At 43.4% G+C, this 23,968-nt stretch carries 18 protein-coding genes and 3 pseudogenes; 9 read left to right on the top strand and 12 right to left on the bottom strand.

What is annotated here, in order from left to right:
* Nucleotides 1–1,960: 1,960 nt before the first annotated feature.
* The 3 genes from ACFS7Z_RS20855 to ftsH all read left to right on the top strand — a co-directional run bounded on the left by ACFS7Z_RS20855 (nt 1,961) and on the right by ftsH (nt 5,091).
* The gene (locus ACFS7Z_RS20855; protein ID WP_377488953.1) at nt 1,961–2,416 is read left to right on the top strand and encodes an Hsp20/alpha crystallin family protein; all 456 of its coding nucleotides are present in this window, start codon (nt 1,961–1,963) and stop codon (nt 2,414–2,416) included.
* Between the two features lie 43 nt (nt 2,417–2,459).
* Entirely contained in the window at nt 2,460–3,035 is a 576-nt protein-coding gene (locus ACFS7Z_RS20850; RefSeq protein WP_377488950.1) for an Hsp20/alpha crystallin family protein, read from the top strand.
* Between the two features lie 121 nt (nt 3,036–3,156).
* Complete coding sequence (gene ftsH / locus ACFS7Z_RS20845; RefSeq protein ID WP_377488947.1) at nt 3,157–5,091, top strand: ATP-dependent zinc metalloprotease FtsH; 1,935 nt, start codon at nt 3,157–3,159, stop codon at nt 5,089–5,091.
* Between the two features lie 387 nt (nt 5,092–5,478).
* Here the strand turns inward: ftsH and ACFS7Z_RS20840 are convergent, their stop codons facing one another.
* From ACFS7Z_RS20840 to ACFS7Z_RS20820, 5 genes are all read right to left on the bottom strand, one after another.
* On the bottom strand, nt 5,479–6,114 hold the full coding sequence (locus ACFS7Z_RS20840; protein WP_377488944.1) for a carbonic anhydrase family protein: 636 nt from the start codon (nt 6,112–6,114) through the stop codon (nt 5,479–5,481).
* 19 nt (nt 6,115–6,133) lie between these two features.
* Nucleotides 6,134–6,688 (bottom strand): bestrophin family ion channel, encoded by a 555-nt coding sequence (locus ACFS7Z_RS20835; protein WP_377488941.1) that lies wholly within the window; start codon nt 6,686–6,688, stop codon nt 6,134–6,136.
* Entirely contained in the window at nt 6,664–7,047 is a 384-nt protein-coding gene (locus tag ACFS7Z_RS20830) for a bestrophin family ion channel (protein ID WP_377488938.1), read from the bottom strand. Before ACFS7Z_RS20830 ends, ACFS7Z_RS20835 begins: the two co-directional genes overlap by 25 nt.
* 687 nt (nt 7,048–7,734) lie before the next feature.
* Complete coding sequence (locus tag ACFS7Z_RS20825) at nt 7,735–8,076, bottom strand: hypothetical protein (RefSeq protein ID WP_377488935.1); 342 nt, start codon at nt 8,074–8,076, stop codon at nt 7,735–7,737.
* Nucleotides 8,077–8,124: 48 nt separating this feature from the next.
* Complete coding sequence (locus ACFS7Z_RS20820; RefSeq protein WP_377489123.1) at nt 8,125–9,789, bottom strand: dienelactone hydrolase family protein; 1,665 nt, start codon at nt 9,787–9,789, stop codon at nt 8,125–8,127.
* Between the two features lie 359 nt (nt 9,790–10,148).
* On the opposite strand from ACFS7Z_RS20820, the gene ACFS7Z_RS20815 reads away from it, so the two are divergent.
* Complete coding sequence (locus tag ACFS7Z_RS20815; RefSeq protein ID WP_377488932.1) at nt 10,149–10,673, top strand: hypothetical protein; 525 nt, start codon at nt 10,149–10,151, stop codon at nt 10,671–10,673.
* Between the two features lie 93 nt (nt 10,674–10,766).
* Nucleotides 10,767–11,633: an aminoglycoside 6-adenylyltransferase gene (locus ACFS7Z_RS20810; protein WP_377488929.1), complete on the top strand. Its 867-nt coding sequence runs from the start codon at nt 10,767–10,769 to the stop codon at nt 11,631–11,633.
* A gap of 107 nt (nt 11,634–11,740) precedes the next feature.
* Here the strand turns inward: ACFS7Z_RS20810 and ACFS7Z_RS20805 are convergent, their stop codons facing one another.
* Nucleotides 11,741–12,229: a hypothetical protein gene (locus tag ACFS7Z_RS20805; RefSeq protein ID WP_377488926.1), complete on the bottom strand. Its 489-nt coding sequence runs from the start codon at nt 12,227–12,229 to the stop codon at nt 11,741–11,743.
* A gap of 289 nt (nt 12,230–12,518) precedes the next feature.
* Here ACFS7Z_RS20805 and ACFS7Z_RS20800 point away from each other — a divergent pair.
* Nucleotides 12,519–12,779: pseudogene (locus ACFS7Z_RS20800) on the top strand (transposase); the annotation flags it as partial.
* A 44-nt stretch (nt 12,780–12,823) separates the two neighbouring features.
* On the opposite strand, the gene ACFS7Z_RS20795 reads toward ACFS7Z_RS20800, so the two are convergent.
* Complete coding sequence (locus ACFS7Z_RS20795; protein WP_377488923.1) at nt 12,824–13,984, bottom strand: IS110 family transposase; 1,161 nt, start codon at nt 13,982–13,984, stop codon at nt 12,824–12,826.
* A gap of 262 nt (nt 13,985–14,246) precedes the next feature.
* Between ACFS7Z_RS20795 and ACFS7Z_RS20790 the strand changes: the two are divergent.
* A pseudogene (locus ACFS7Z_RS20790) lies at nt 14,247–15,056 on the top strand (IS3 family transposase); the annotation flags it as partial.
* A gap of 190 nt (nt 15,057–15,246) precedes the next feature.
* On the opposite strand, the gene ACFS7Z_RS20785 reads toward ACFS7Z_RS20790, so the two are convergent.
* Both ACFS7Z_RS20785 and ACFS7Z_RS20780 read right to left on the bottom strand, forming a co-directional pair.
* Nucleotides 15,247–16,770 carry an SBBP repeat-containing protein gene (locus ACFS7Z_RS20785; RefSeq protein ID WP_377488920.1) on the bottom strand — a complete coding sequence of 508 codons (1,524 nt, stop codon included), beginning with the start codon at nt 16,768–16,770 and terminating at the stop codon, nt 15,247–15,249.
* 116 nt (nt 16,771–16,886) lie between these two features.
* A complete protein-coding gene (locus tag ACFS7Z_RS20780) occupies nt 16,887–17,093 on the bottom strand; it encodes a hypothetical protein (protein WP_377488917.1) in 207 nt (68 codons plus the stop codon).
* A 234-nt stretch (nt 17,094–17,327) separates the two neighbouring features.
* Between ACFS7Z_RS20780 and ACFS7Z_RS20775 the strand changes: the two genes are divergently transcribed.
* Both ACFS7Z_RS20775 and ACFS7Z_RS20770 read left to right on the top strand, forming a co-directional pair.
* On the top strand, nt 17,328–18,236 hold the full coding sequence (locus ACFS7Z_RS20775) for a LysR substrate-binding domain-containing protein (RefSeq protein ID WP_377488914.1): 909 nt from the start codon (nt 17,328–17,330) through the stop codon (nt 18,234–18,236).
* A 223-nt stretch (nt 18,237–18,459) separates the two neighbouring features.
* Nucleotides 18,460–18,864: a hypothetical protein gene (locus ACFS7Z_RS20770; RefSeq protein WP_377488911.1), complete on the top strand. Its 405-nt coding sequence runs from the start codon at nt 18,460–18,462 to the stop codon at nt 18,862–18,864.
* A gap of 952 nt (nt 18,865–19,816) precedes the next feature.
* Here ACFS7Z_RS20770 and ACFS7Z_RS20765 read toward each other — a convergent pair.
* The 3 genes and pseudogenes from ACFS7Z_RS20765 to ACFS7Z_RS20755 all read right to left on the bottom strand — a co-directional run.
* Complete coding sequence (locus ACFS7Z_RS20765; protein WP_377488908.1) at nt 19,817–22,267, bottom strand: TonB-dependent receptor domain-containing protein; 2,451 nt, start codon at nt 22,265–22,267, stop codon at nt 19,817–19,819.
* 539 nt (nt 22,268–22,806) lie between these two features.
* The gene (locus ACFS7Z_RS20760; RefSeq protein ID WP_377488904.1) at nt 22,807–23,517 is read right to left on the bottom strand and encodes a hypothetical protein; all 711 of its coding nucleotides are present in this window, start codon (nt 23,515–23,517) and stop codon (nt 22,807–22,809) included.
* Between the two features lie 25 nt (nt 23,518–23,542).
* Nucleotides 23,543–23,968, bottom strand: a pseudogene (locus tag ACFS7Z_RS20755) (hypothetical protein); the annotation flags it as partial.

Below are 23,968 nucleotides of genomic sequence, written 5' to 3'. Positions count from 1 at the left end.
TAGCCCTTGAGATAGGCAAGATGAATAATTTAAGTGTAAAGATGCTTTTGCTTTACGTTTCAGCAGGCCATGTAAGTCAACCGTGTCCTCCTGTTAGGCAAAGAAAACAAATAAAAGGAAGAGAAAGAGGCTGCGGCTATTTAGTGCTTGAACGCTGTACCCCTTGCCTTCAAGCCAGAAAAGGCTTATGTCAAATCTCATCCAATGCCGGAAAGCAGATTTACAATAACAATAAGTGGTGTGACTGAAATTTGTTATTTCCTGGCTAGATGCAAAGCAGGAGACGCAATGAGAAAGGAGAGAGTAACAAAGCTAAAAATCTTTTTTGTTACGTTTCTGTTACCCCGGAAAAGAAACATGAACCATCCCGAAATTGCAGTTTGAGGCAGGTGTTGGATTCATTGTTCAGGCTGGCCAGAGCCAGCCTGATGCGGTAAAGCGGTGTAGGAGTATTCCTGCACTGTTCATAGGCTGTTATGTTGAAGCATCTCTAAGAAAAGATGCCTTTTTGGCCCTAGTAGTTGTTGCCCTAATAGCTTATAACCTAAATTAAAAAGACTCCTAAAATTGAAGCATTGTAAAACAGGCTCTAGCTTTACAATAAGGCTAACAGAGTGGTTATCTGCCTTTCTTGTTGCCAAGAAACGTGGTACGTTTACTCTCGTTTCGGTAAGGGCGGCACTACCGAAGGGATGATGTTTACAGCCCCATTGCAATGGGCAAGTTTCCATCCCAGAAAAGCCGGAGCTGAGCTTTAAGCACCAAACTGGAAGTCAGACCGAGAGGAGGTAAGGTTTATTACTGAGTTGCGCAACAGCCACCCACGTCATAAATACCGGTTGATTTTGAGATGAAATTCTCCCTTAATATAAAATACAGGCAATCAGCAGTGAAATAAACAAGATAATGGCAGTCCAGAAGAATATGCCCAGTACCGCTTTATCATCCTCAGGCGATTCTTCTGCTCTTCTATCAGGAGTATCATATCCTTTACAGGTATAAGTAGGACCACACCCTTTTACGTGCTCAGCAGTGGCGGCTTATTTAGAGAGGTTCTTTTGGTATCACCTGCCTTCCTCTTTAAAATACTTGACGTATAAATGTAATACTGGGCGTCCCCCTTGAGGCGGACTATCCTTTTGTACTGTGTTAGAAGAACCCTCAACTGTAAGACAATGGAGAACCAGATAACCATAACCCTGACTCACAAAGAAGCGGCTATGATTGTAGGGACGCTGAATGGTACGGGCAGGAGGGATTGTGGACACTTAGCAGATAAGCTCCTGCTGCGATGTCTGAATGCGATAGATAAAGAAGCAGCGAAGAACTGGGGAGGATCTGTCCTATGGCCTCGATCAAACCAGTATCCTTCCATAAGGAACAGGCAAAAGACAGAGTCTGGAACAGGAGTATAGATCTATACATACAATTGAGAGAAGACAAGGGGAAGGGCTGACCTCCTATCCTGTAGCCTGTTCTCCGCAGGCCTGGTCGGTTGCGGCGGTTTTTATGCTGTCACAGGCCCTCGTGCAAATCAGGATCTCTCCTTCACAAAGAGAGGTTTCTTTGCATAAGCCTATTCTGCCAGCTTGTTTAGAAACAACCAGGATACAGAACCTTCAGGCAGGAAACTCCTGGATGAACCTTGAGATTGCCCGGCACGACCATGATGATATAGTTTGTGTCAACTAAGAAAATTATCAGGTGGATTGGAAGTTAGTAGTTGTGAAATAAAACCATTGTTCTGATGGCTTGGATAGGCTTATTGGCTGAGACTTGTCAACAGCAATTCGATACTGAAATTTTTTCAGTATCAGTAAGAAAATATGACAGAGAAAAGTGTCAAAATTTCCTTCAGGCAGATCTGGCAAATAACTTGCTTTAAGCTAATTAGCTTTTAACGTTCATAGATTAATTCAAAATTATTTCATTCTAAGGTTAAAGAAAGGAGGGATTAATTATGGGAACATTAGCGAAAAACAACAGAAGTTTACTTCCAACCATTCCTTCGCTATTTGATGATAGTATCATGAGGGATTGGTTCAACTGGCCAATGAATAGCAATTCTGAAAGAGGGTCAGTTCCGGCTGTCAATGTCAGAGAGAGCAGTGATGCCTTTGAATTAGAGGTGGCTGTTCCTGGTATGACCACGCAGGACTTCAAGGTGGAGCTGGACGACAACACACTGGTCATCTCCGCTCAGAGAGAAGACAAGCATGAGGAACAGAATGAAAAAGAAAACTACACCCGCAGAGAGTTCAATTATCAGTCTTTCGTGCGCACTTTCAGCCTGCCTGAAAAATTAGTGGAAGGCGATAAGATCTCTGCTAATTATCACGATGGTATTCTTCATATCACTGTTCCTAAAACAGAAGAGGCAAAAGTAAGGCCTGCTAAACAAATTCAAATTAAATAATAAAAAAGGCGGGCTTTACCGCCTTTTTTATTATTTCTAAACAATGGTTTGGTTAGAAAAGGAGGTAGTTATGAAAGCAGAATTGTTATATGACAAAGTATCAGGTAAATGGGTACTTGCACCTAGCGATAGTCTGTTAATAGATAAACCTTTCAGCAGCCTTTTTACATCCTTTGATAACAGTATGTTGGAAACGGCTGATGGGTATAAACTGAAGATTGCTGTTAAGGGAATGAAGAAAAAGCATTTGAAACTGGAGGTTGCTGATGGTGTGCTTACCGTTCATGGACAAAAGCAACAGAAGGATGTGTTCGGTTGGGCTAGAAAAACTGCTGAATTCAGAAGCACTCAAATTTACAGAACGGTTACTTTGCCTGAGGATGCTGATATAGATGGTATCAAGGCAAAATGCAGGGAGGGCCTGTTGGAAATCAGCATACCCAAAATCAAAAAGCGTAGCACATATTCAGGTATTCCTGTAGAGGACACAGGAAAAATGAGCTGGTGGCAGAAAATTTCCAAGCCTTTCAAGCTAAAAACAAAAGTTAGAGATATAATTAGAGATATAATGAGAAGGCTGGCATTTGGCTCCGGACGGGGCAGGAACTTGTTTTCATAAAGCCTGTTGACTCTTTAGTGGAGGTATGGATGTTACAGGTGAATAAGCATTTAATCCTGAATATCCTCTCTTTTTTCATTCTCCGCCTTATTATTTCAAAGTAATTATATCTGAGAAGTGTATGGAGGAAAAAACTAAGTTTTCGGTTTCCTATTTTCTTATAGTGCTGGGAACAATCTTCTTTCTGCAGTGGCTTGTCTTTTCTCCTACCACTGGTATTCAGGAAATCAGCTACAATAGCTTTAAAGAGAAGCTGAGTACGGGCGAAGTAAAAAGGCTTGTGATCCTACCGCAATATATCGTCGGAGAGTACAATTCTCCGGAAGACCCAGATACTCTTTCTTCCATCGGCACTGTTCCTTCAACGCCTTGGCGATTAAGAATACAGTCTGTAGAAGAACAAAGGGAAAAGCAGTTTATAGTGTCCCGCTTACCTAATATGGCGGATGAAAGCCTGTTAAGCCTGATAGAAGAAGCAGGGGTTGATTATAGCGGCAGGATTGAAGAAAATACATTTCGTGACTTTATCCTGAACTGGATTCTCCCGTTTGTGTTGATCTTTCTTTTATGGAGATATATCCTTTCAAGTAGGATGAACACAGGAGGTATGCTTAACTTAGGTAAAAACAAGGCCAAGATACAGGCCGAAAAACCTGAGAAAGCTGTTTCCTTTAGTGATGTGGCTGGTGTGGATGAAGCAGTAGAGGAAGTAAAGGAAGTGGTGGATTTCCTGAAGACCCCACAAAAGTATACCCGTTTAGGTGGCAAGCTTCCAAAGGGGCTTTTGCTGATGGGACCACCTGGCACAGGTAAAACACTTTTAGCTAAAGCCGTTGCGGGTGAAGCAGGGGTGCCTTTTTTCAGCATCAGCGGTTCTGATTTTGTAGAGATGTTTGTAGGTGTAGGCGCTGCCAGAGTGAGAGACCTGTTTCAACAGGCTAAGAAAAATGCCCCCTGCATTATCTTTATAGATGAGATAGATGCCATAGGTAAGAGCAGGGCAGGCAACGTAGCCTTCGGAGGAGGGTATGATGAACGCGAAAATACTTTGAACCAACTGCTGGTAGAAATGGATGGCTTCGAGCAGGGCTTAGGTGTCATCATTATAGGAGCTACCAACAGGCCAGAAGTGCTGGATCAGGCATTGCTGCGTCCTGGCCGGTTTGACCGGCAGGTTGTAGTAGAAAAGCCAGATGTGAGAGGCAGGGTAGCTATTTTCAGAGTCCATACGCGCCACTTAAAACTGGATGCAGGGGTTGACCTGAAAAAATTAGCTGCACAGACACCAGGGTTTGCAGGAGCGGAAATAGCCAATGTATGTAATGAGGCAGCCATACTTGCAGTCAGAAACAATCATCAGACTATCACGATGGCCGATTTTGAAGCTGCTATCGAGCGTGTTGTTGCAGGATTGGAGAAGAAGAATAAGCTGATCAATGAAAAAGAACGCAAAATTGTGGCTTACCATGAATCAGGCCATGCCATTGTAAGCTCTTTTATTCCGGGGGCAGACCAGGTGCATAAAGTTTCGATTGTACCACGAGGTATTGGGGCCTTAGGTTATACTTTACAGATGCCTTTGGAAGATCGGTATCTGCTGTCTAAAAGTGAATTACTGGGCAAAATAAAGGGGCTCCTGGGGGGAAGGGCTGCAGAAGAAATCACCTTTGGAGAAGTTTCCACCGGCGCATCAAATGACCTGGAACGGGTAGCACAGCTGGCCCGAAACATGATCACCGTTTATGGCATGAGTGAAAAGCTTCCAAACCTATCTTTGGTCAACAGGTCTAATCCTGGATTTCTGGGACAGTCAGCAGGGTTAGACAGACGTTCAGAGTACATAGAGCGGTTAATAGATGAAGAGGTTACTGCTTTGATCAACGGATGTTATCAGGAGGTGAGGCTCTTGCTGGTGGAGAAACGGGACCTGCTTGATAAGATGGCTGAAGTACTGCTGACTAAAGAAGTGATCGTTCATGAAGAAATCAAGCAACTAATAGCTGAGGATAAAGCTGTTGAACCAGTTAAAGAAAGGAGCCATCAAACCATTCAGTGAATTTACACCGCTCTGCCACAGCCTCACCTGAAAAGTTAAAGAGAGTTTATGCAACGCAATCAAAATAGAAAGAACTGAAATGTTAGATTCAAGCATCTCCTTTTAACTGACGTATAATAGAGTATATACTATGTGTGGGTTTTTGTTCAGACAGGTGGCAAGCCTGAATCAAGCTTGCTGGAAGCTAGTTCCAAAATCAAGCTTGCTGGAAGCTAGTTCCAAATGTTTGTTCAAGTCGAAGAAGAGGCTGTCTGAAAAGGACAACCTCTTTTTTGCTTTAACAGAACAGGGTGGTGGCTACCCTATACAGATGAATAAGTAGCAAACAGAAAGATGGGCTTTTATATCTTTTCTTCAAGTTCTGTAATATAAAAATAGCTATCCCCCTTAAGCTGCATCTTCGTAGAAAGTAACCTGACCTGTTTCAACATCATACAAGCCCCCTATTATTTTCATCTCTCCGTTCCTTTCCATATCAGCTAGAATCTGACTTCCCTTTCTTATTCTTTCGATAGTACAGTGTACATTGTTTACCGTGACATTATTGACAAAGTCAACGTTATTGCCTGTTCTTTTTTCCTGAGGAGTGTCCGTCTCACGATCCATGGCAGGCTTTACTTTTTCTAACAGGGTTGTCAGGTGTCCCATTTCCACATGGTTACAGGCGCCATAAATGGCTCCACATTTTGTATGCCCTAACACAACCAGCAGTTTCGAACCTGCTGTTTTGCAGGCAAACTCCATACTACCAAGGATGTCTTCATTCAATACATTTCCTGCTATCCTGATACTAAAGATATCACCGAGCCCTTGGTCAAAGATAAGCTCAGCAGAGGTACGGGAGTCGATGCAGCTAAGAATAGCTGCAAATGGGAATTGTCCTTCAGAGGTTTCGTTCACTTGCTGGAGCAAATCTCTGTTCGCTTTGAGGTTATTCATAAACCGCTGGTTGCCTTCCTTCAGAACCTGTACGGCTTGATCAGGTGTCAGATTTTGTTGCGCTTCTTTTGTCAGAGTTCTCATAAGATTGATGATAAAAGGCCTACATTAAATAAAACTCTTCAGGAGCTAATGGCTTTGGAACATTCGGCTGTTGAAGAATCTGTTTTATATTAATCTCGATAGTTCTGGCAATTGCAGTCACCGATGTGTCTGTAGGTCTGTTTCTAAAAGGATCCTGCATATTCCTAGCTGTTTTCTCAATCAAAAAGAAGGTCGAGGCAATCAGCGTCAGAAGAGGAATTTCATACCATCCTGATGTCTCCACAAGCGCCAAAGACAAGATGACAAGGAAGAGGTAGATAAAGAAGTGCACGAACAAGCTGTAAGTAACCGGGAAAACGGTATTGTTGATACGCTCAGCTTTTCCCATAGAGTCGCAAAGCCGGACAATGGTGCTATCTAGCTGTACCTGTTGAAAAGCATTGATAGCATCCTGTTGATGCAGTTCTTTCAGGTCGTTCATGTGTAACATCAGCAGTGCATACGGCTTGTTGTTCTGCGAAAGGATAAACCTTAAATCTTCTTCCTGCGAAAGCTCTTCCGGCTTATCAGCAACAGGATCCAGCCCTCTTAGCGACTGGCCAGGCAGTAACACCAGGCTATCTGTCGTAGGGACATTTTATTCAATAGAGTATGTCCCTCATCAAGATAAAGATATTCATCCTTGATAAAGGCTTTTAACTGCAGAACCAGCGAGCGGGAATCATTTACGATAGCGCCCCATACTTTCCTGGCTTCCCACCAGCGGTCGTATGACTGATTTAGCCTGAAAGCCAGCAGCAAGGAGATAGATGTACCTAAAACGGCAGGTAACTGGAATGGAATTACAGGCAGATAGTCAGCAAAAAAATGCTTTATTAAATGAAAAACAACAGAAAAAAGTAGCACTCTAAAGACGTTATCCTTGATTTTATTAAAGATATATCTGGCTGGGACTCTTTTTTCTATCAGCATTATTTATACTATGTTAGGTAACGAATGCCAGTGCTGACCAGAAATGTCAGCATTTAGAACAGTGGTAAAGTGTATAATTTAGTTGCGATAGTCCTATTATCATGGTTTAGAAGCAACGAAGCTGTTGTTTTATTGGCAGCACGCTAACCCATAGTGAACAGTTCTAGGTTGATAGCAAAACAGGCTGAAGAGATTATAGCCATAAAGGCCATTTCTACGGTATATAACCTGTTTTGCGAAATATGCTTTTTCCGCTTGAGTAGGTTTCAAAACAGTTTCTAAGGGATTTAAATTACTTATTCTGCTGTATAGATGTTGGTAAAGTCGATCTGGTTTAAATTCATACAAAGTTGATATCTTGATAGAAAGAAATGGGCCAATACTGCAGCAGGGGCTTTAGAACATGATCTACAAACAAATCTTTAAAGTTACCTTCCCCTAAACCACATTTAATATCTTATCTTTTTGCACTCCTCATAACACCTTTTATGATAAGCAACAGCATGCTTCAAGCTTCACTCATTCAGGTGTTATATTTAACATATAAGGCGTTATGGAACAATGAAGACTCCTAATCTCGGGGAGCATTCCTTGTATGTAGCCTATAAGCTACTTTGTGTTAACGTATTGGTGCAGCCGATGGGCGAGGCGAAGCCAAGCATAAAGGCTGAACTTGGTTGGCAGATGTTATCTTTTTAGGTTAACCAAATCTATTTTACTGATATTGCAACCACTGTCTTTGCGTCTATGGCTCTTTGAATTTCTAAGTTTAGACGCATCAGGGATAGCTAAATCTATATTATCAACCAAAGAGTTTTGCTCAGTTATCGAATTAAAGAGGTATTTATCTGAAAAAAGAGTTTCAAGCCAAATAGTATCACCTACTTTGTATTCTGTCTTAAAAGGTCTGATACTTACCTCTTCAAGAAAATGTGGTTGATAACTTGGCTCAGGCTCATTATCATCACATTGTACCGCAAGTGATAGTAAAGCAGAGAAATAGAGGAAGATGTGACAGATTCTTTTCATTATCATTCAGGGAATTGATATACAAACCCTGTTGACACATAAGCCCGCTCATGACTTTTGTGTAAACTCCTGCATTGCTTTCTTCGCACTCTGAATGAGAGCATTTTTAGTGTCTTCATTGATATAAGGATCACTTTCTGCCAGTTGTAGCAAGGTGGAGTACGCTTCTATTGCTTTTTTCTGATCATTCATCCGAACATAAGCTTCTGCTACATAGTCATACATGACGGCCGACTTTGGATGAAGGGATGTGCCATAATGCAATACTTTCAAGGCATCTTCAAACATACCGGTGCTGATAAGCTCATAGCTCATGGAGGTTATAGCAGGGACAGCAAGGAAAGGGGAGGAAGGTTCAAGTGTGCGTATCTTTTCCATTTCCTTTACCCATTCCTGGACTTTATTCTCATACAACAACTGCATTAACTCTGCTGCTGTAGGTGATACCGGAACAGCCTTATAACTTTTCTCAACCATTTTATTTTTTAATACACTGCTCAAAGGAGACGCTGCTCCCTCATGTATACTTCCCTTTAAATGCCGGTCAAAAAATGCTCCTACCTTTCTACAAATAACCTCATACGCTTCCGTTCTTGCCTGTCTTTGTTCCTGTAAAGAATCCGGCATAGTAAGCGTCATAGACTTCGTGTAGGATACAAAGTCTACATGGCCTACAACGTTATCATGAAAGGAAAGCCTTTCCTGCTCTGCATGTTTTAGGGAATCAACGACAGATAAATCGGAATCCTCGTAGCTATTATAAATGTGCAAAAGAGGAGCTTTAAACTTAACATTATAAAAAGGGGCGGATGTCAGCGTTTTTAAATATGTTTTGTGGCTAAAGGAGGGATCGATGCCTGCTACGGCGTCAATATTTTTATTGCGCATCGCCAGGTATAGGGCAACCTGCCCTCCATAGCTGAAGCCTAAAGCCCCTATACTTTCCCCATCTACAAAAGGAAGCTTCTTTCCTTCTTCGATCAGGATCTCCATGTCCCTGGCCGCTGTCTCAAAATTCGGCTGGTTAAAAGCCAGTTTTAGGGAGCTGAATCCCTGAGAAGGGCTTACAAGTACCACATAGCCTTTGCTTGCCAAATACTCCCATAAAACCACGTTCTCATCCCATCCATCCGTCAGACCCATGGAGTACACCAGCAATGGGAATTTACCTTTTTCCGGCTTCGCATTGCCATAGGCTAAAACAGGAATCTCCTTTAATTTAGCGAACCTCTCAGTGTCTTGCCCCAGTAAAGATTTAGTGGTCTGAATAGATCTATTGCTTAGCAGACGATTAGTCAGTGAAGGATGATTAAGCGAATAATTCAGGTAATCCCCGTATTTCATTTGGAGGGCACGGCTTTTAAATTTGGCAGGATACCACATCCTGATCTCTAGTGGCCGCTTTGTAATGGTGCTGTCACCATTTAAACCTGAATATGATCTCGAATCATCTTCTACATAAAGTACTTTAAACCCAACGCTGTATTTGCCCGATTCTAAAGAACCCCATAAAGGTGCCTGTTGTGCGTTTAGTTGAACAGAGGGAATTAATAATACAAAAAGAAAAAGCAGGAAGCATTTTTGCATGATAGAGTAACTAGTAGATAAAAGTTTCGGAAACAATAATTTGATTAATATACGACTGTTTTGTCCGTCTTTATACAATTTGTAAGTATCACGTCCTGTACAAGTAATGACTTTTATATGAAGCATTTTCACCTCAATGGGCTTTTAATAATGTAAATAGTGTACAAACATAGAGAAGGTTGCTGCCAGCCTAATATTTAACTTAACATTGGTTACAGACTACTATAAGTACAGAGGGAGCACTTATCCACGGGCCTCACCTCCCTTTTAAAACTTTTGGGCCATCTATGCTTAAAACAGGGTGTAAGAAGCGGGTATTTTCACAAATTTGCTTATATTGAATAAGGAAGATATAATGACTAAAGTCTGCCAACTAGCCGCTAAAACAACAAATACTGCTTCAAGAGTGGGCCAGATGACTTCCATACATAATGCAGATAAGCCGAATAACTCTGTTTAGCTGATAGTTGGGGCAAATTCAAACTATGAGAGTAATTTATAGCTTCATATTTCTGGTGTTGTTCGGTTGTTCATTTCCAATGAGTGAATATGAAGCCAATGAGCGATTAGAAAACTTTTCCCTGACCCTTATCGAAGAACCTAACTTTGTAGAGAACCGAAGAGACTTGACACACATAGATTACTATGAGAACATAGAACTTTTATTGTCAGATTCTGAGTATGCTAATCTTCAGTGGCAAATAAAAAATTCCAAGGGCTTCACCAATCTTGACAACTATTACAAAGGGCTTGAAGATTTTAAGACCAAGTCATGGACTTATGGGGAAATATTTGGTCAAAGCCACCTTTCAAGCAAAGAAGTCATTGTTGAGTCAGATGTGATAGAATTAGCATATTATCATAAATCCCATTCTGGCAGTTGGGTAGAGAAAATAAATGATTACACAAAGCAACCTGAATATTATAAGCAAGTGAGTGGAACGGATGGAGGAATCATCAGCATATTTCAGAATGAAAGAAGTCTCTTCTATTACCTGCAAGATGATTAGAACTATCCCCAACATCACCTTTACGGTAGCTACGCCACCGCAAAGCCTATTCCGTTAGCGGCTATTTAAACGGACACCTCCATCAGACACAAAATGAGAAGTGCAGATGAAATACAAAAACTGATAATTAATACAGCAAAATCTGACAACAGAATTAGGGCTGTTTTACTCAATGGTTCAAGAGCAAATCCAAATATTCAACCCGACAAATTCCAAGACTTTGACATAGTTTTTATTGTTAGCAACTTTGACAGTTTCATTAGCGACCGCAGTTGGACAGATTTTTTTGGGGATAAGGTAATTTGCCAATTGCCAGACGAAATGACTTATAGAGAAGGTGGTAAAGACAATATTGAAACTATTGGATTTCATTATTTAATGCTATTCAAGGACGGAAACCGAATAGATTTAACCCTTTTTCCAATAGAGAATTTTAAAACTTATTTTGCATTTGACAGTCTAACAATTGTATGGCTTGACAAAGACAATTTATTTCCAAATGTTCCCCACTCAACTGACACAGATTATCATATTCAGAAACCAACGGAGAAAATTTTTTTGGAAACTTGCAATGAATTTTGGTGGGTATGTACTTATGTTGCAAAAGGACTTTTGAGAAATGAAATAACCTACGCAAAAGAATTGCTTGAAACAACTGTGCGACCAGTGTTTATGCAAATCATAGAATGGTTTATTGGAACTGAAACCAATTTTTCAATTTCATTTGGAAAGGGCGGGAAATTTATGAAGCAATATTTATCAAGTAAAAAATATGACAAAATACTCGCAACTTATTCAGACCAACACTTAGAAAACAATTGGAAATCCTTATTCTTAATGACAGAATTATTTGGAGAGTTGGCGGCTACAATCGCCGACAGATTAAATTTTCAGTATAACTTAGATGAACAACAAAATGTAATGGCTTATTTGAAAGCTTCCTATGGCGGACAAGAGTAAACAGCCGCTAACAAGAGCATTTACGCAATTGCGGCTTCTGGAAGTAAACTTGTAAGCTTCCCCCATTGTTGTTGCCTACTAGAATGAAGCGCAGGCTTTAACGTTCCCTACTTGTTTAGCAGTTTTATTGCTTCTTCAACATCGTCAACAAAGGGGTGCAGGTACTTTGGAAGATTAGTTTTGTTTTTGTCTATTATCCAGAACTTCTTCTCTCCTTTGTCTGAATATTCAATATAAAGCCCACCCCAATCTCCTTCGTCAGGCTGACCAATAATTCCACTTTTCCTTTTTATCAACTCTTGTGGAATTTCTGCTGTGATAGAGCAAACCTGTTTATACTTTTTGTCGCTTAGCTTCTCAAAGCGCCCGCTATAGAACGAGTAAAAAGAAGGATAATGAGAGTTTTTATCTTTATAGAGGCTGTTGTTGTCAAGCCTGTACACCTGAACACACTCACTCCCTTCACACTCCCCATAGAAAAGCCCAAACACTAAATAATCCGAATTAGCTTGACTCCCATTCTTTGCTACAAAAGAAGACGCTAATAGAGAAACTACTACAGCTATTATGAAATATATTCTGTTTGTTTCCATCATTCTACTACCAGCTAACAGTTGGCACATAAAGCTAGCAAGGCGTAGCCGCAGCTTTGCTTATGTGAAGGGTTAGCACATATAGTTCTTTTATGGGGGGATGGGGATAACACGGCACCACTTTATAACTAATTGCCTAAAAACCCTATATTCGTTATTTTAACGCGGCCTGCTTAACTCTCCAAAGCTTTTTAGTAGAGGAAGGTATGACCTCCCCCCGAGAAACCGGACTGTTGTAAAGTAGAGAAAACGGGCAATAATCGTATAGAACCAAAAGCGAATTGCCATGTAGAAATCAAAGTTCACCGAGGCGCAAATCATCTTTGCCCTCAAGCAAGCTGAGACAGGTGTCAAAGTAGAAGAAGTCTGTCGCAAGATGGGTGTTTCCGAAGCTACCTTCTACAATTGGAAGAAAAAATACGGTGGTTTAGGGGTGTCTGAACTACGGAAGCTCCGGCAGCTGGAGGAGGAGTATCGGCAGTTGAAGCAGCTGGTGGCAGACCTGAGCCTGGATAAGCAAATGCTGCAGGACGTACTGCGAAAAAAGGTACTGTCTTAAAAGTCAAGCGATTGGTTTGAATTTTTCTTATCTTACCCTTACCTGAAAGAGAGCTCCTGGCCGACAGGTACTGGATGCTCATCTTGTGTAGCCCTGGCCACTGCCGGGGCTACTGTGTTTTTGTCAGCTGCGCTGACACCTGAAAGAGAGGCTCCGGCCTCCAGGCTTTGGATGTCTCCTTTTGGTTCTTGCCTCATATAGTGATCCTGCTGCCAGCCCTCGTCCTTCTTCCACAGCGTGTAGATCAAGGTGAGCAGTTTCTTTTGCACGGCCACATAGGCCACCATCTTCTTTTTCCCCTTCCCCGTCAGGCGCTCATAAAGCGCCCGGCAAACCGGCACGTTTAGGCTCACTGCGTTCAAGGCCGGCATGTGCAGTATCCTTCTGATGTGGCTGTTGCCCTGCTTGGAGATTTTCTCCTTTCCGCTGCGTTTGCCTGACTGGTTTTCCACCACATCATAACCAGCATAGCTGGTGAGCTGCTTCTGACTGGTGAACAGGGCAAAGCCGCTGGTCTCGGCAACAATGGTGGCCGCCGTCAGCAGTCCTACACCTTTGATGGTGGTGACCTTCTTTATCTTATCGCTGAGTAAAGGGTCTGCTTGAATAGTTTCCGCTATTTCCAGTTGGATAGCCTGCAGCTGTGCCTCATGCAGCTGGAGTGTTTTGCGGAGCCTTCTAACCGTGCTTTTTCCCTGCAGCATGGAGTGACACTCGGCGTGGAGGCGGCTGATGACCTCTGTGCGCATCTGCTGCACTTGCTCATGTTCGCGGGTAAGCTTACGCAGCAGAAATAGCTGCTGACTCATGGGCCGCCAAGGCTCCATATCCCTTTCCGCTCCCATGTGAGCCAGGGCTCTGGCATCCAGGCGGTCATTCTTGGATTTGTGGCCCAGACTCTGGACATACTGCTTGGCCCGGTTGGGCAGCACCACCACAACCTTCCGGCCCGCCTGATGCAGCGTCCAGGCCAGGTTCTCATAGTACACTCCAGTGGCCTCCATAATTACCACCAACTCCACTTGGGAATCCTCCCGCTTGCTCACCCACTGGGCAAACTCGGCAAAACCTTTGGGCGAGTTGGCAAACTTGCGCGTAGCCTTTACCACTACCCGATGCTCTGAGGTGAGCACCGAGAAGCAGGCGTCAAACTTGTCTTTGGCGATGTCAGCGCTAACTGATTGCTTGATGAACTTCATGGCTTGGGATTTTAGAAGATGTAAACAAAGACTCTAAACCAATACTCTTCCCAAAACTTTTCTCATGGTCTTATGCAAGATCATCCCTCTGTCGAAATGTCTGTAAGTACTGTTCAGCTTCAGGGAAGAAGCAGGCAGGTGGAATTTCCTTTTTTTCAGTATCACCAGGTGTACTTGCTCTGAAGAATTTTGCCATTCTGCCTGTGGTTCATTATCTGTTCTACTTGTATTCTTTCTGTTAAGTCTAAAGCTGACAGATGATTACCGCGTATCCATCACCAGGGCCTGTCAGGTGGTACGGTTCCACCGCTCCGGCTGGTACTACCGCTCCAAGGCCAGGGACAGCTCGGTGATCCGGAAGCGGATGCAGGAGATCGCCCAGGTGCGGATCCGTTATGGGTTCCGGCGTATCTTTGTGCTGCTTCGGCGGGAAGGCTGGAAAGACAACCATAAGCGCGTACACCGCCTCTACAAGGAGGAGGGGCTGCATCTGCGGACAAAGCGCCCGAGAAGAAACAAGGCCGCCGCCCACCGGCTGGAGCGGCCTGAACTCTCCAGTTACCAGGAGTGCTGGTCAATGGATTTTGTGGCTGATCAGCTCTTCGATGGCCGTAAACTCCGCTGCTTAACGATAGTGGATAATTATAGCCGCCAGTGTCCAACGATTCTGGTAGGACAGTCCCTGAAGGGAGAAGACGTGGTCGCTGCTTTGGAAAAGCTAAAACAGGAAAACAATGTTGTGGCCAAGCGTATACAAGTAGACAATGGGAGTGAGTTTATTTCTAGGGCGCTGGATAGGTGGGCTTATGAAAACAAAGTAACGCTGGACTTCTCCAGGCCTGGCAAACCCACGGATAACCCCTTTATCGAGTCCTTCAACGGGAGCTTCCGGGATGAGTGCCTGAACACCAACTGGTTCCTTAGTCTAGAAGATGCAAGGGAGAAGATTGAAGCTTGGAGACAAGAATACAACCACTTCCGGCCTCATAGCTCACTGGGCGATAAGACACCGAATGAGTGGATGGAACAGAATATCGTAGAACCCGAATTCTCTACTTTTGACCGGCCCTGATAATGGGAGGAGCTCAACCTGGTTGAGCTGGAACTCATGCTTCAGTATCCCATTCACCCTTTCGGCTATCTGATTCTCGTACGCCTCTCCACTATCTGTCATGCTGATGGCAATATCTGCTGCTTTTAGCTTCTTCACATATTCAAAGCTGCAGTACTGCACGCCCCGATCAGAGTGGTGAATAAGTCTGCTACCTTGTTTCCTGCGTGTGGCGAGCGCCATTTCCAAGGCGCTCAGGCAGCCCTCCGTGCTCAGGAACTGATGCAGGCAGTAGCCGGGCCGGGGTAGCAAGGAAGTTGGCAAAAGGGTTGGGGTATGTGGGGATGTGGAAGCCGGTGGTATTGGGGAGACCGGTAATGGTGCCGAGTTTTGCAATATATGTATCACTGGCTCCGCTGCTGGTAACCGTGGTGTTGCCGAAGCTGGCCTGGCCATTGAAATAACCTGTTATGTAGAGGTTGCCGCTGCCATCTATCGCTATGCCTGATGCTCTTTCCTCCAAGTTGCCTCCAGCCCTTTTTGCCCAAAGCACGTTCCCGGAGGCATCGTACTTGGCAATGAAAATGTCTACTCCCCCACTACTGGTGAGCGTGGTGCTGCCAAAAGTGGCACTTCCCTCGAATTCGCCTGTAATATAGCTGTTGCCGCTGCCGTCCAGGGCTATGTTTCTGCCATGATCACTACTGCTCCCTCCGGCCTGCTTTGCCCAAAGCAGATTCCCAGATGCATCATATTTGGCAATGACAATGTCAGCATTACCGCTGCTGGTGAGCGTGGTGCTGCCGAAATTAGCGTTACCCTTAAATTCGCCTGCGATAAAGCTGTTGCCTCTGCTATCTACGGCTATGCCAATGGCCGCGTCATTATTTGTTCCTCCAGCCCTTTTTGCCCAAAGCACATTCCCGGAGGCATCGTACTTGGCAATGAAAATATCCTCGTCCCCACTACTGGTAAGCGTTGTGCTGCCAAAGCTGGCAAGGCCTCTGAAAGGGCCTGTTATATAACTGTTGCCGCTGCCATCCACGGCTATGTTTCTGCCAAAATCCTTTTCGCTGCCTCCAGCCCGATTTGCCCACAGAAAATTTCCTTTGGCATCATATTTAGCAATGAATACATCGTAGCTTCCGTTGCTGGTGAGCGTGGTGCTGCCAAAAGTGGCGTTGCCATCAAAATAGCCCGTAATGTAGCAGTTGCCGCTGCCGTCAACGGCTATGCCACGGCCCATTTCACTGCCTGCCCCTCCAGACTGCTTTGCCCAGAGCACGTTCCCGGAGGCATCGTATTTAGCAATGAATAAATCGTAGCTTCCGGTGCTGGTGAGCGTGGTGTTGCCGAAAGTGGCGCTGCCTCGGAACTCGCCTGTGATATAGCTGTTGCCCTTGCCGTCTACCTCTATGTTTTTGCTGGCGTCAATATCTTGACCTCCTGCCTGCTTTGCCCAAAGCACATTCCCAGAGCCATCGTATTTGGCAATAAAAATGTCAATATTGCCGCTGCTTGTGAGGTCGGTAGTACCAAAGCTGGCGGTGTCCCGGAATATTCCTGTGACGTAACTGTTGCCGCTGGCATCTACAGCTATTCTGCTGGCTGCATCCGCCCCTGTTCCTCCAGCCCGCCTGGCCCAGGCAAAGTCAGCCGCTTGGGCCTGAATTTCTAAACTGATTACCTGAAACAGGATAACTGCTGCAAGATAAAAGAGGTAGTGGTTTTTCATCTTTTGGTTTTTTAAGTAGGATGAGAGATATCATTATTCTAAAGACCGCAACGTAATGACCATCGGTGTGTATCAGATCTGCAGCGGCCAGTGGAAAGAAAATCCGGATTCAATAATTAGTGTAAGACGTTCGAACCGGATGATTCAAGGTGCTCACTGATCACAGGTCGATGCACCAGAACTTCTGCGCTGCCGGAGGCAGTAATCAGGTAAGTACCTGAAGGCAGATGCGGATGATTCTTAGCGCAACTCAAATACCCCTTAGCGGAGTTATGGCTGCCAACCACTAAAAGGCCCAGGCAATGGTAAAGAGAACTGTTCATAGCGTTTAGGTTAAGTGCCAGAAAATGACCCAGCAGAAAAACAATTTGGTTGCTTGGACAAAGAAGTGATTAGTGCTAAAACTCATGTCAGGGACTTTTTTAACTTCCTGTATGAGCCGGTGTGTCCGGAACACTTCTCTCCTGAACTATGCCCTTTATTTATTATTTCAAATATAAAAAATGCTTATATATTTATAAAATATATTTAACATTACAGAACGATACATAATATATATGGACTTAAGGCCGCCGCTCGATCTAAGAACGCTTTACTATTTTACCATTCTGGCTGAAGAAAAGCATTTCGGACTGGCTGCTAAGCGAATAGGCATAGAGCAACCGCCGCTAAGTTTGCAGATAAAGAAACTGGAGGAAAAAGTAGGTGGTAAGTTATTCGACCGGAGCAATAAGAGGGTTCGCCTCACCCCCAGTGGAGAAGCATTATTACCGGAGGCCCGGCAACTGCTGGCCAATACGTATCAGCTTCTGGACAAGATCAAAAAGATAAATTCGGGTGAAGCAGGTACCTTGCAGATCGGTTTTACATCCTCTACCATCTTTTGCGGGCTTCCTGCCTTTATTCAGCACCATAAACAGGCTTTCCCGGAGGTCGGATTTTCTTTGCGGGAGCGTTCGCCTACAATCCAGATCCAGGAATTGCTGGAGGGCACCCTCGATATCGGGTTTATCCGGGAACCGGAAAAGGTAGAAGGCCTGACAACCCGGGAGGTGGTAAAAGAAAATTATGTGGCAGTACTTTCAAATAAACACCCTTTAGCCCAAAAGGAAATTCTAAATCTTAAAGACCTGAAGGCTGAACTGTTTGTGTTGTTTCCAAAAAACATTGCTCCCAACCAGTTCGAGAAATTAAATGGGATCTTTAAAGCCGCTGCTTTTTACCCCAGTATTGTACAAGAAGCATATGAATGGCAAACGATCGTAAACCTGGTAGAAGCAAATCTGGGCGTTTCAATCTGTCCCTCATCTTTTCAGAAGATGAAGATAGGCGATATAAAGTATATACCATTGGCAGATGTGAAAGCCCAAACCGGCGTAAGTGCCTGCTTTAATTCCGACAATCATTCAGCCTTGCTACGCAACTTCCTGCAATCTATTTTACAAGATGTAAATAGCATAAGTTAATACTAAAGCATTCTTAAACTTTCTTTACTACGGGAAGATTTAGCAGGTCAAGTTGCCAGCGAAGGGTAAAAGAATGCCCACTAACGGCTTGTGTAGAAGGCGGACGAAGCATAGCCGAAGTATGGCTTATATGCCTTGTGCAACAAGCACCAATCCTGAACGTCAGCCTTCGGCCGACGGCCTCGTCCTTCGTTTAGCAGAGACGTTAGGGTCAATAGTAATCATGGAAGAAATTGAATTAGCTAAAAGACTCAAGCATTACCTAAATAGCTTAGGGAATTATACCTTAGGTGTAGGGATTGCGTGCATGATTGGCTATTTCATCATGTTTTACAATGCAGGTTTTGGTGTTCTCTTTGCGCTTTTATTGTGGGTGATTCTCTTTTATATACTTCACCTTAGTATCGGTGCTGCGTTAATTGAAAGCGATATAAGAAAAAGGATTGTGGTAATGCTCCCAATAATTGCTTTATCTACGGCTCTTTTAATCCTGAAAATCTACGTGAATGAGTCTAATTCATTCGGTGGACATCCTCTGATACAGAAAGAGTATTTAACTACTTTCTTTACAGTTCGTGGACGACAGTTATGGTTTGGGAATCCAATTACATTCTTCTGTCATGGCTGAAAAGGAAGAACAACAAAACCCTAACACGCCTAAACCTTAGCTGCACCACAGTTTAGGCCAGTCCGTTTACTCATAGATTTCGGTTGGGTTTATGCAAAGGCCGCAGCACAACGAGGTTTTTGTATATGCAGGGCTATAGTTTCTGTTAAAAGTGCTCTCCTGCCGTAGATTGAGGAATGACAATCAAACTATCGTATCCTTTTGTAAATCTTAAGCGAAATGTATTTGTCTCTACAGTTTAAGTTAAAGCCATTTTCCAGTTATATTTGATGAAACTACTATTTATCCCAAGTATTTTAGCTTCGACACGCTTGTTCATGGTCAGATTCTGAAATAAAATTAATTTTGAGATCTTACACTTAGGCGTGCACTTTCAGCCGTTTTATGTAATTATGGAAAAGTCACCTGCTGATTGCTCAAAACTACCGTCGTCATTTAAACCCTTCTTTTTTAAGCTATAAACTTGCTTCAAAGGCAAACAAATAATAATAAATTTTAAAAGTTGAAGTAGGCAATGTTTCGCAAAAAGCTATCTTCCTGTCATTGTATACCCACCGTTTGGATTTATAGTAATAGAATATAATACTACTATTTAAATGACAGTCCTAAACCTTTCCATTGTCAGGCTGCCCACAGCTTATTTGTATTAATAACAGCAACAGCATAAAAACTATTCTCATCCTTTGTTAAAATAAGGCACCATGACTGGTGGAGGACACTACTGGTTTTATTTTCTGATAATTATTTTTAAAAAACTTAAAAAGACCGGTAAACAGGAACTTAAATCTCAATGGATACATCGACAGCAATTGAAAAGGTAAAAATTACTAAGCAAGCCCCAGTTATCGCTTTATATGCACTCATGAAGCGCCGGTATTCCGGCCCCATACTTATTCCTGCTATGCAACAAACCAGGAGGAATAAGTATGCTTATCATTTCTCCTCAAGATATTTAGCCAGCGCGTCCTTTTTCTTCTTCTGCACCATCAGTTCTCTTGCGGGCAGGTGCCACCTGGTTCTTACCGAACCAGTAAGTGAAGCTGAGAGTAAACACCCTTGTATCCCGTCGTGATTTATAGTTCTCTGTATAATCTGTCAGTGCCGTGGTGGCCCTGGTTATATTCGTGTTGAAAATATCAGATACATTCAGCTTCAGGTTTGCTTTCCTGTTCCAAAGCTGCTTTTGAACACCTGCAGAAGCAAACCAAATAGGCTCCAATTCAAGAAAACCAAAAACCTGACTGGAGCGGTACATGCCAATGAGTTCGGCTGACCAATCCTTTGAGATCGTAATAGTATTATTTGAGTTGAAATTGAAATTAGGACGCCCGTTCCGCAGGTTCGTATTCACCAGGTTGCCTTCATATAGGGAGTAATAGAGACCGCCGTTGTTGATGCTGTTGAACCACTTGCCGATAGAAGCAGGCACGGTTACTGTCATGGCGTAACTATTAAGTTGCGCCAGGTTCTGATTCATCTGGACAATCACTTTATCCTGGTTGGGGGCAGGCGAAAAAACATTAATAATGACATCTTTGGTGCGGCTATAACTGAGCTGAGTTACAATCTTTTCCTTGTAGGTGTGCGTCAGTTCAAAAGAATTGGAAAGTTCCGGCTTTAAGAAAGGATTACCTGCCGAATAGGTGCTGGGATCCAGAAAGCTTTTATAAGGATTCAACTGGCCATAAGTAGGCCTGTCAATTCGGCGGCTGAGCGAAAGCCCTACTTCATGCTGCTCGTTTACTTTATACCCCAGGAACCCGCTCGGGAATAACTGGTTATACTTCCTGTCAAATTCCTGCCCATCTGTAAGTTGTAAACCATCGGCGTTCGTATTTTCAAACCGCAACCCTAGCTGAATACTTGCTTTCTCCCATTTCTTATTAGCATTGATATAGGCAGCATTAATATTTTCTTTGTATATAAAATGGTTGCTGCTGGTGGTATCTATTACATTGCCGCCATTACTACGGTCGAAGTATTGTAGGTTATTATCAGCTTCCACAAGGCTGCTCTTTACACCTGCTTCTAAAGTGCCTTGGATGGCTGCCCAAGGCTGAGTGTAGTCCACCCTAACCGATTTGATGGTCAACTCTCCAGCTATATTTCCATGTAATAAATAAGCAGGTTGAGTCATTTCATCATTCAAATTATAATAAGTTGTGGCAAAGTCCTGCACCTCAGAAGTGCCGTATTTAAACAGATCAAGATCACCTGTTATCTCACGGCCTGTACTATCTATGGTGTGTTTTATATTAAAATTAATGCCCTGATTTGGCCGTTCACTGCGGATATAGGGGCTGGTCAGGAAATACGATTGTGCCTGCCGCTGTTCGTCCAGAACCAAAGACTTATTCAGGCTGATGTTTCTTCTCCCCAGCACAGGAAAGCTTCCGTTTAAGGTTACCCCCACAATTGTTTTCGGAGAAATGTAGTAGTCAGCCCCTACCCGGCCATTATGACTCTTGACAGAGGTGTGGAACCTGTTTTGCTGATCATAGGCGCCAAGAAAGTTCTCCCCTTCAAAAAACTCCCGGTAAAGGTCGACGTAAAAGAACTCCCTCCGGTTGGTGTAGCCATAGTTACCAAAGACATTCAGTTTTTTGGAGCGGTGGTTGAGCTGGATGGAAGGGCTGATCTTATGATATTTCCCCTGGCCAAAGGAAGTACTGATGCTACCGTTAGTACCTAAGTTTTTGTCTTTTTTAAGCCTGATATCAATTATTCCCGCATTGCCGGCTGCATCGTATTTGGCTGAAGGATTCGTTATCAATTCTATTGTTTCAACGGAATTGGCGGGCATACTCCGGAGCAGGTTTGCTAACTCATTTCCGGACATAGGAACCTGTTTACCGTCAATCATCACCATGACACCCTGGCGATCCCGCATACTAATATTATCGTTCTGGTCAATAACCAGTCCTGGTGCCTTTTCCAATACTTCCATGGTATTGTTCCCGGCAGCGGTAGCACTGTTTTCTACATTTAAGACCGTTTTGCCAAATTGCTGTTCAATGAATGGTTTCTTCACGGCAACCTCCACCTCTTTCAGGCTAATTACCCGCTCTATGAGATTTATAGGATCGACCTCCATGTCTTGCTGCACTTGTAGTACGGCCGACTGGTATACCGCATACGCATATTGTATGACGGAAAGCTGATACTGCCCGCTCTCCAGATTTTGGAAGCTAAAGTGGCCGCTTTCATCCGACAATTCTACTTTCACCAGGTTTCCGGATGGCTGGCGGGTCAGCTGTATATTGGCACCAGCTACCGGTGCTCCGTTTAATCCGCGGACAGTGCCCCGCAGGTGATGGCCCGGAGCTGCCTGTTGCGCCCATAACATTGTTGCCTGCAACAGGAAAAAGAGCACCAGCAGCATTCTAATTCTTAACTTGAACATAGCCATCTTATGTTAAATGTTTCAATATTATCTAAATATTTAAATAGTTAAGGGCTTTTATGACCAGGCGCAGCACAGAGCAACCAAATGCCCGCTGCAGTAAATGTTACACCAGCCCATCCTGAATGGAATTATTGCTGGAGTTGAATTTCCAGGCGTATAGTCCCGTTTACTTAATGCAGAACGGCATCAAAAGGGTACAGCATAGTAAAGCTTTGAAACCGGTAAAGGGTATCACTGCCGTGCATACTGTTGTAAATGTATTAGGAAAAGATTATATAATTCGGGTATGAAGATGGAAACAGGGTACGCATCCCCAGCGTAGTTTTTTAAAGTGGTGTTTTAGCAAACATGCCTTTTCTGTGCTAGTAGGTGGTGTCCATCCAAGACAATGAATGGTTCTCTTCGCTACATAATTTGAAGTGAATCCAATTCAGTAACGATAGACTGCGGCAGGGTATAGACTTTAGCAGCATGCTCTTTAAACAGCTTCTTATTGTACAACAGCATGCTGGTAGCACATGCTACCTTGTAGGCTACTAATCTCGATTCCGGAAATAAATATGATTACTCATGCTCTCCAGGTTGATGATGGTGCCACCTTCGTTTACTTTCCCTTTGAGTTGATATCCCATGATAGAGGCCTTTTCTTTATTTGCCAAAGCCAGGTCCACGTCTGAATAAACTTCACCGGTTATTGTTTTTAAAGAAACTACAGCTCCCTTCTCCTGGGGCCAGTTCATGTCTATATAGCCGCTCATGGATTTCGCACTTACAGGACCTGTTAATCCTTTCAATTCAATATTTCCGAGCTGGGTCTCTACGGTCAGTTCTGCATTGTGAGGAACAAATATCTCGAAGGAAATGTCTGTGCAAGTGTAGCTTACGTTTCCAGTATCATCATCTCTGAACATAGTGGGGCCTTGCCCATTTTGCGGGCAATCTTCAGAACTACCTGTTTTCATTTTTTTGAAGTCAAGGCCTGCCTGCACCCGGGCACTTTTATCGTCACTCTCAAAATCTAAGAGCATCGCATCATTTAATCTGCCGCCGTTGATCTCATAGGTAGCTTTTATGGAGGCTTCTTTTTTATCCCATGCAGTTATTTTGATTTCGTTGCCATAGGGAAGTTGCAGATTTATTTTATTGCTGGCAGGCACCTGCAGTGTTCGCTCCACCGTCTTGGGTTGGGCCTGCAGGTTAACAACACATGCCAGCACCAGCAAGGCCAGGATCATCATCTTTTTCATAAGCTTTATTCTTATAGGTAAAGAATTATTTTACTTCTACAACACCCAACCCGGATGTCGCATTTACAGGACCTGTTAATCCTTTCAGTTCAATATTTCCGAGCTGGGTCTCTACGGTCAGTTCTGCATTGCGGGGAACAAATATCTCAAAAGTGATGTCTGTGCAAGTGTAGTTTACGTTTCCAGCATCATCATCTCTGAACATTGTAAGGCCTTGCGGGCAATCTTCAGAACTACCTGTTTTCATTTTTTTGAAGTCAAGGCCTGCCTGCACCCGGGCACTTTTATCGTCACTCTCAAAATCTAAGAGCATCGCATCATTTGATCTGCCGCCGTTGATCTCATAGGTAGCTTTTATGGAGGCTTCTTTTTTATCCCATGCAGTTATTTTGATTTCGTTGCCATAGGGAAGTTGCAGATTTATTTTATTGCTGGCAGGCACCTGCAGTGT

It is taken from the genome of Pontibacter toksunensis (genome assembly GCF_042686245.1).
Classification (GTDB): Bacteria; Bacteroidota; Bacteroidia; order Cytophagales; family Hymenobacteraceae; genus Pontibacter; species Pontibacter toksunensis.
This window is presented reverse-complemented; position numbering and strand designations above follow the sequence as displayed.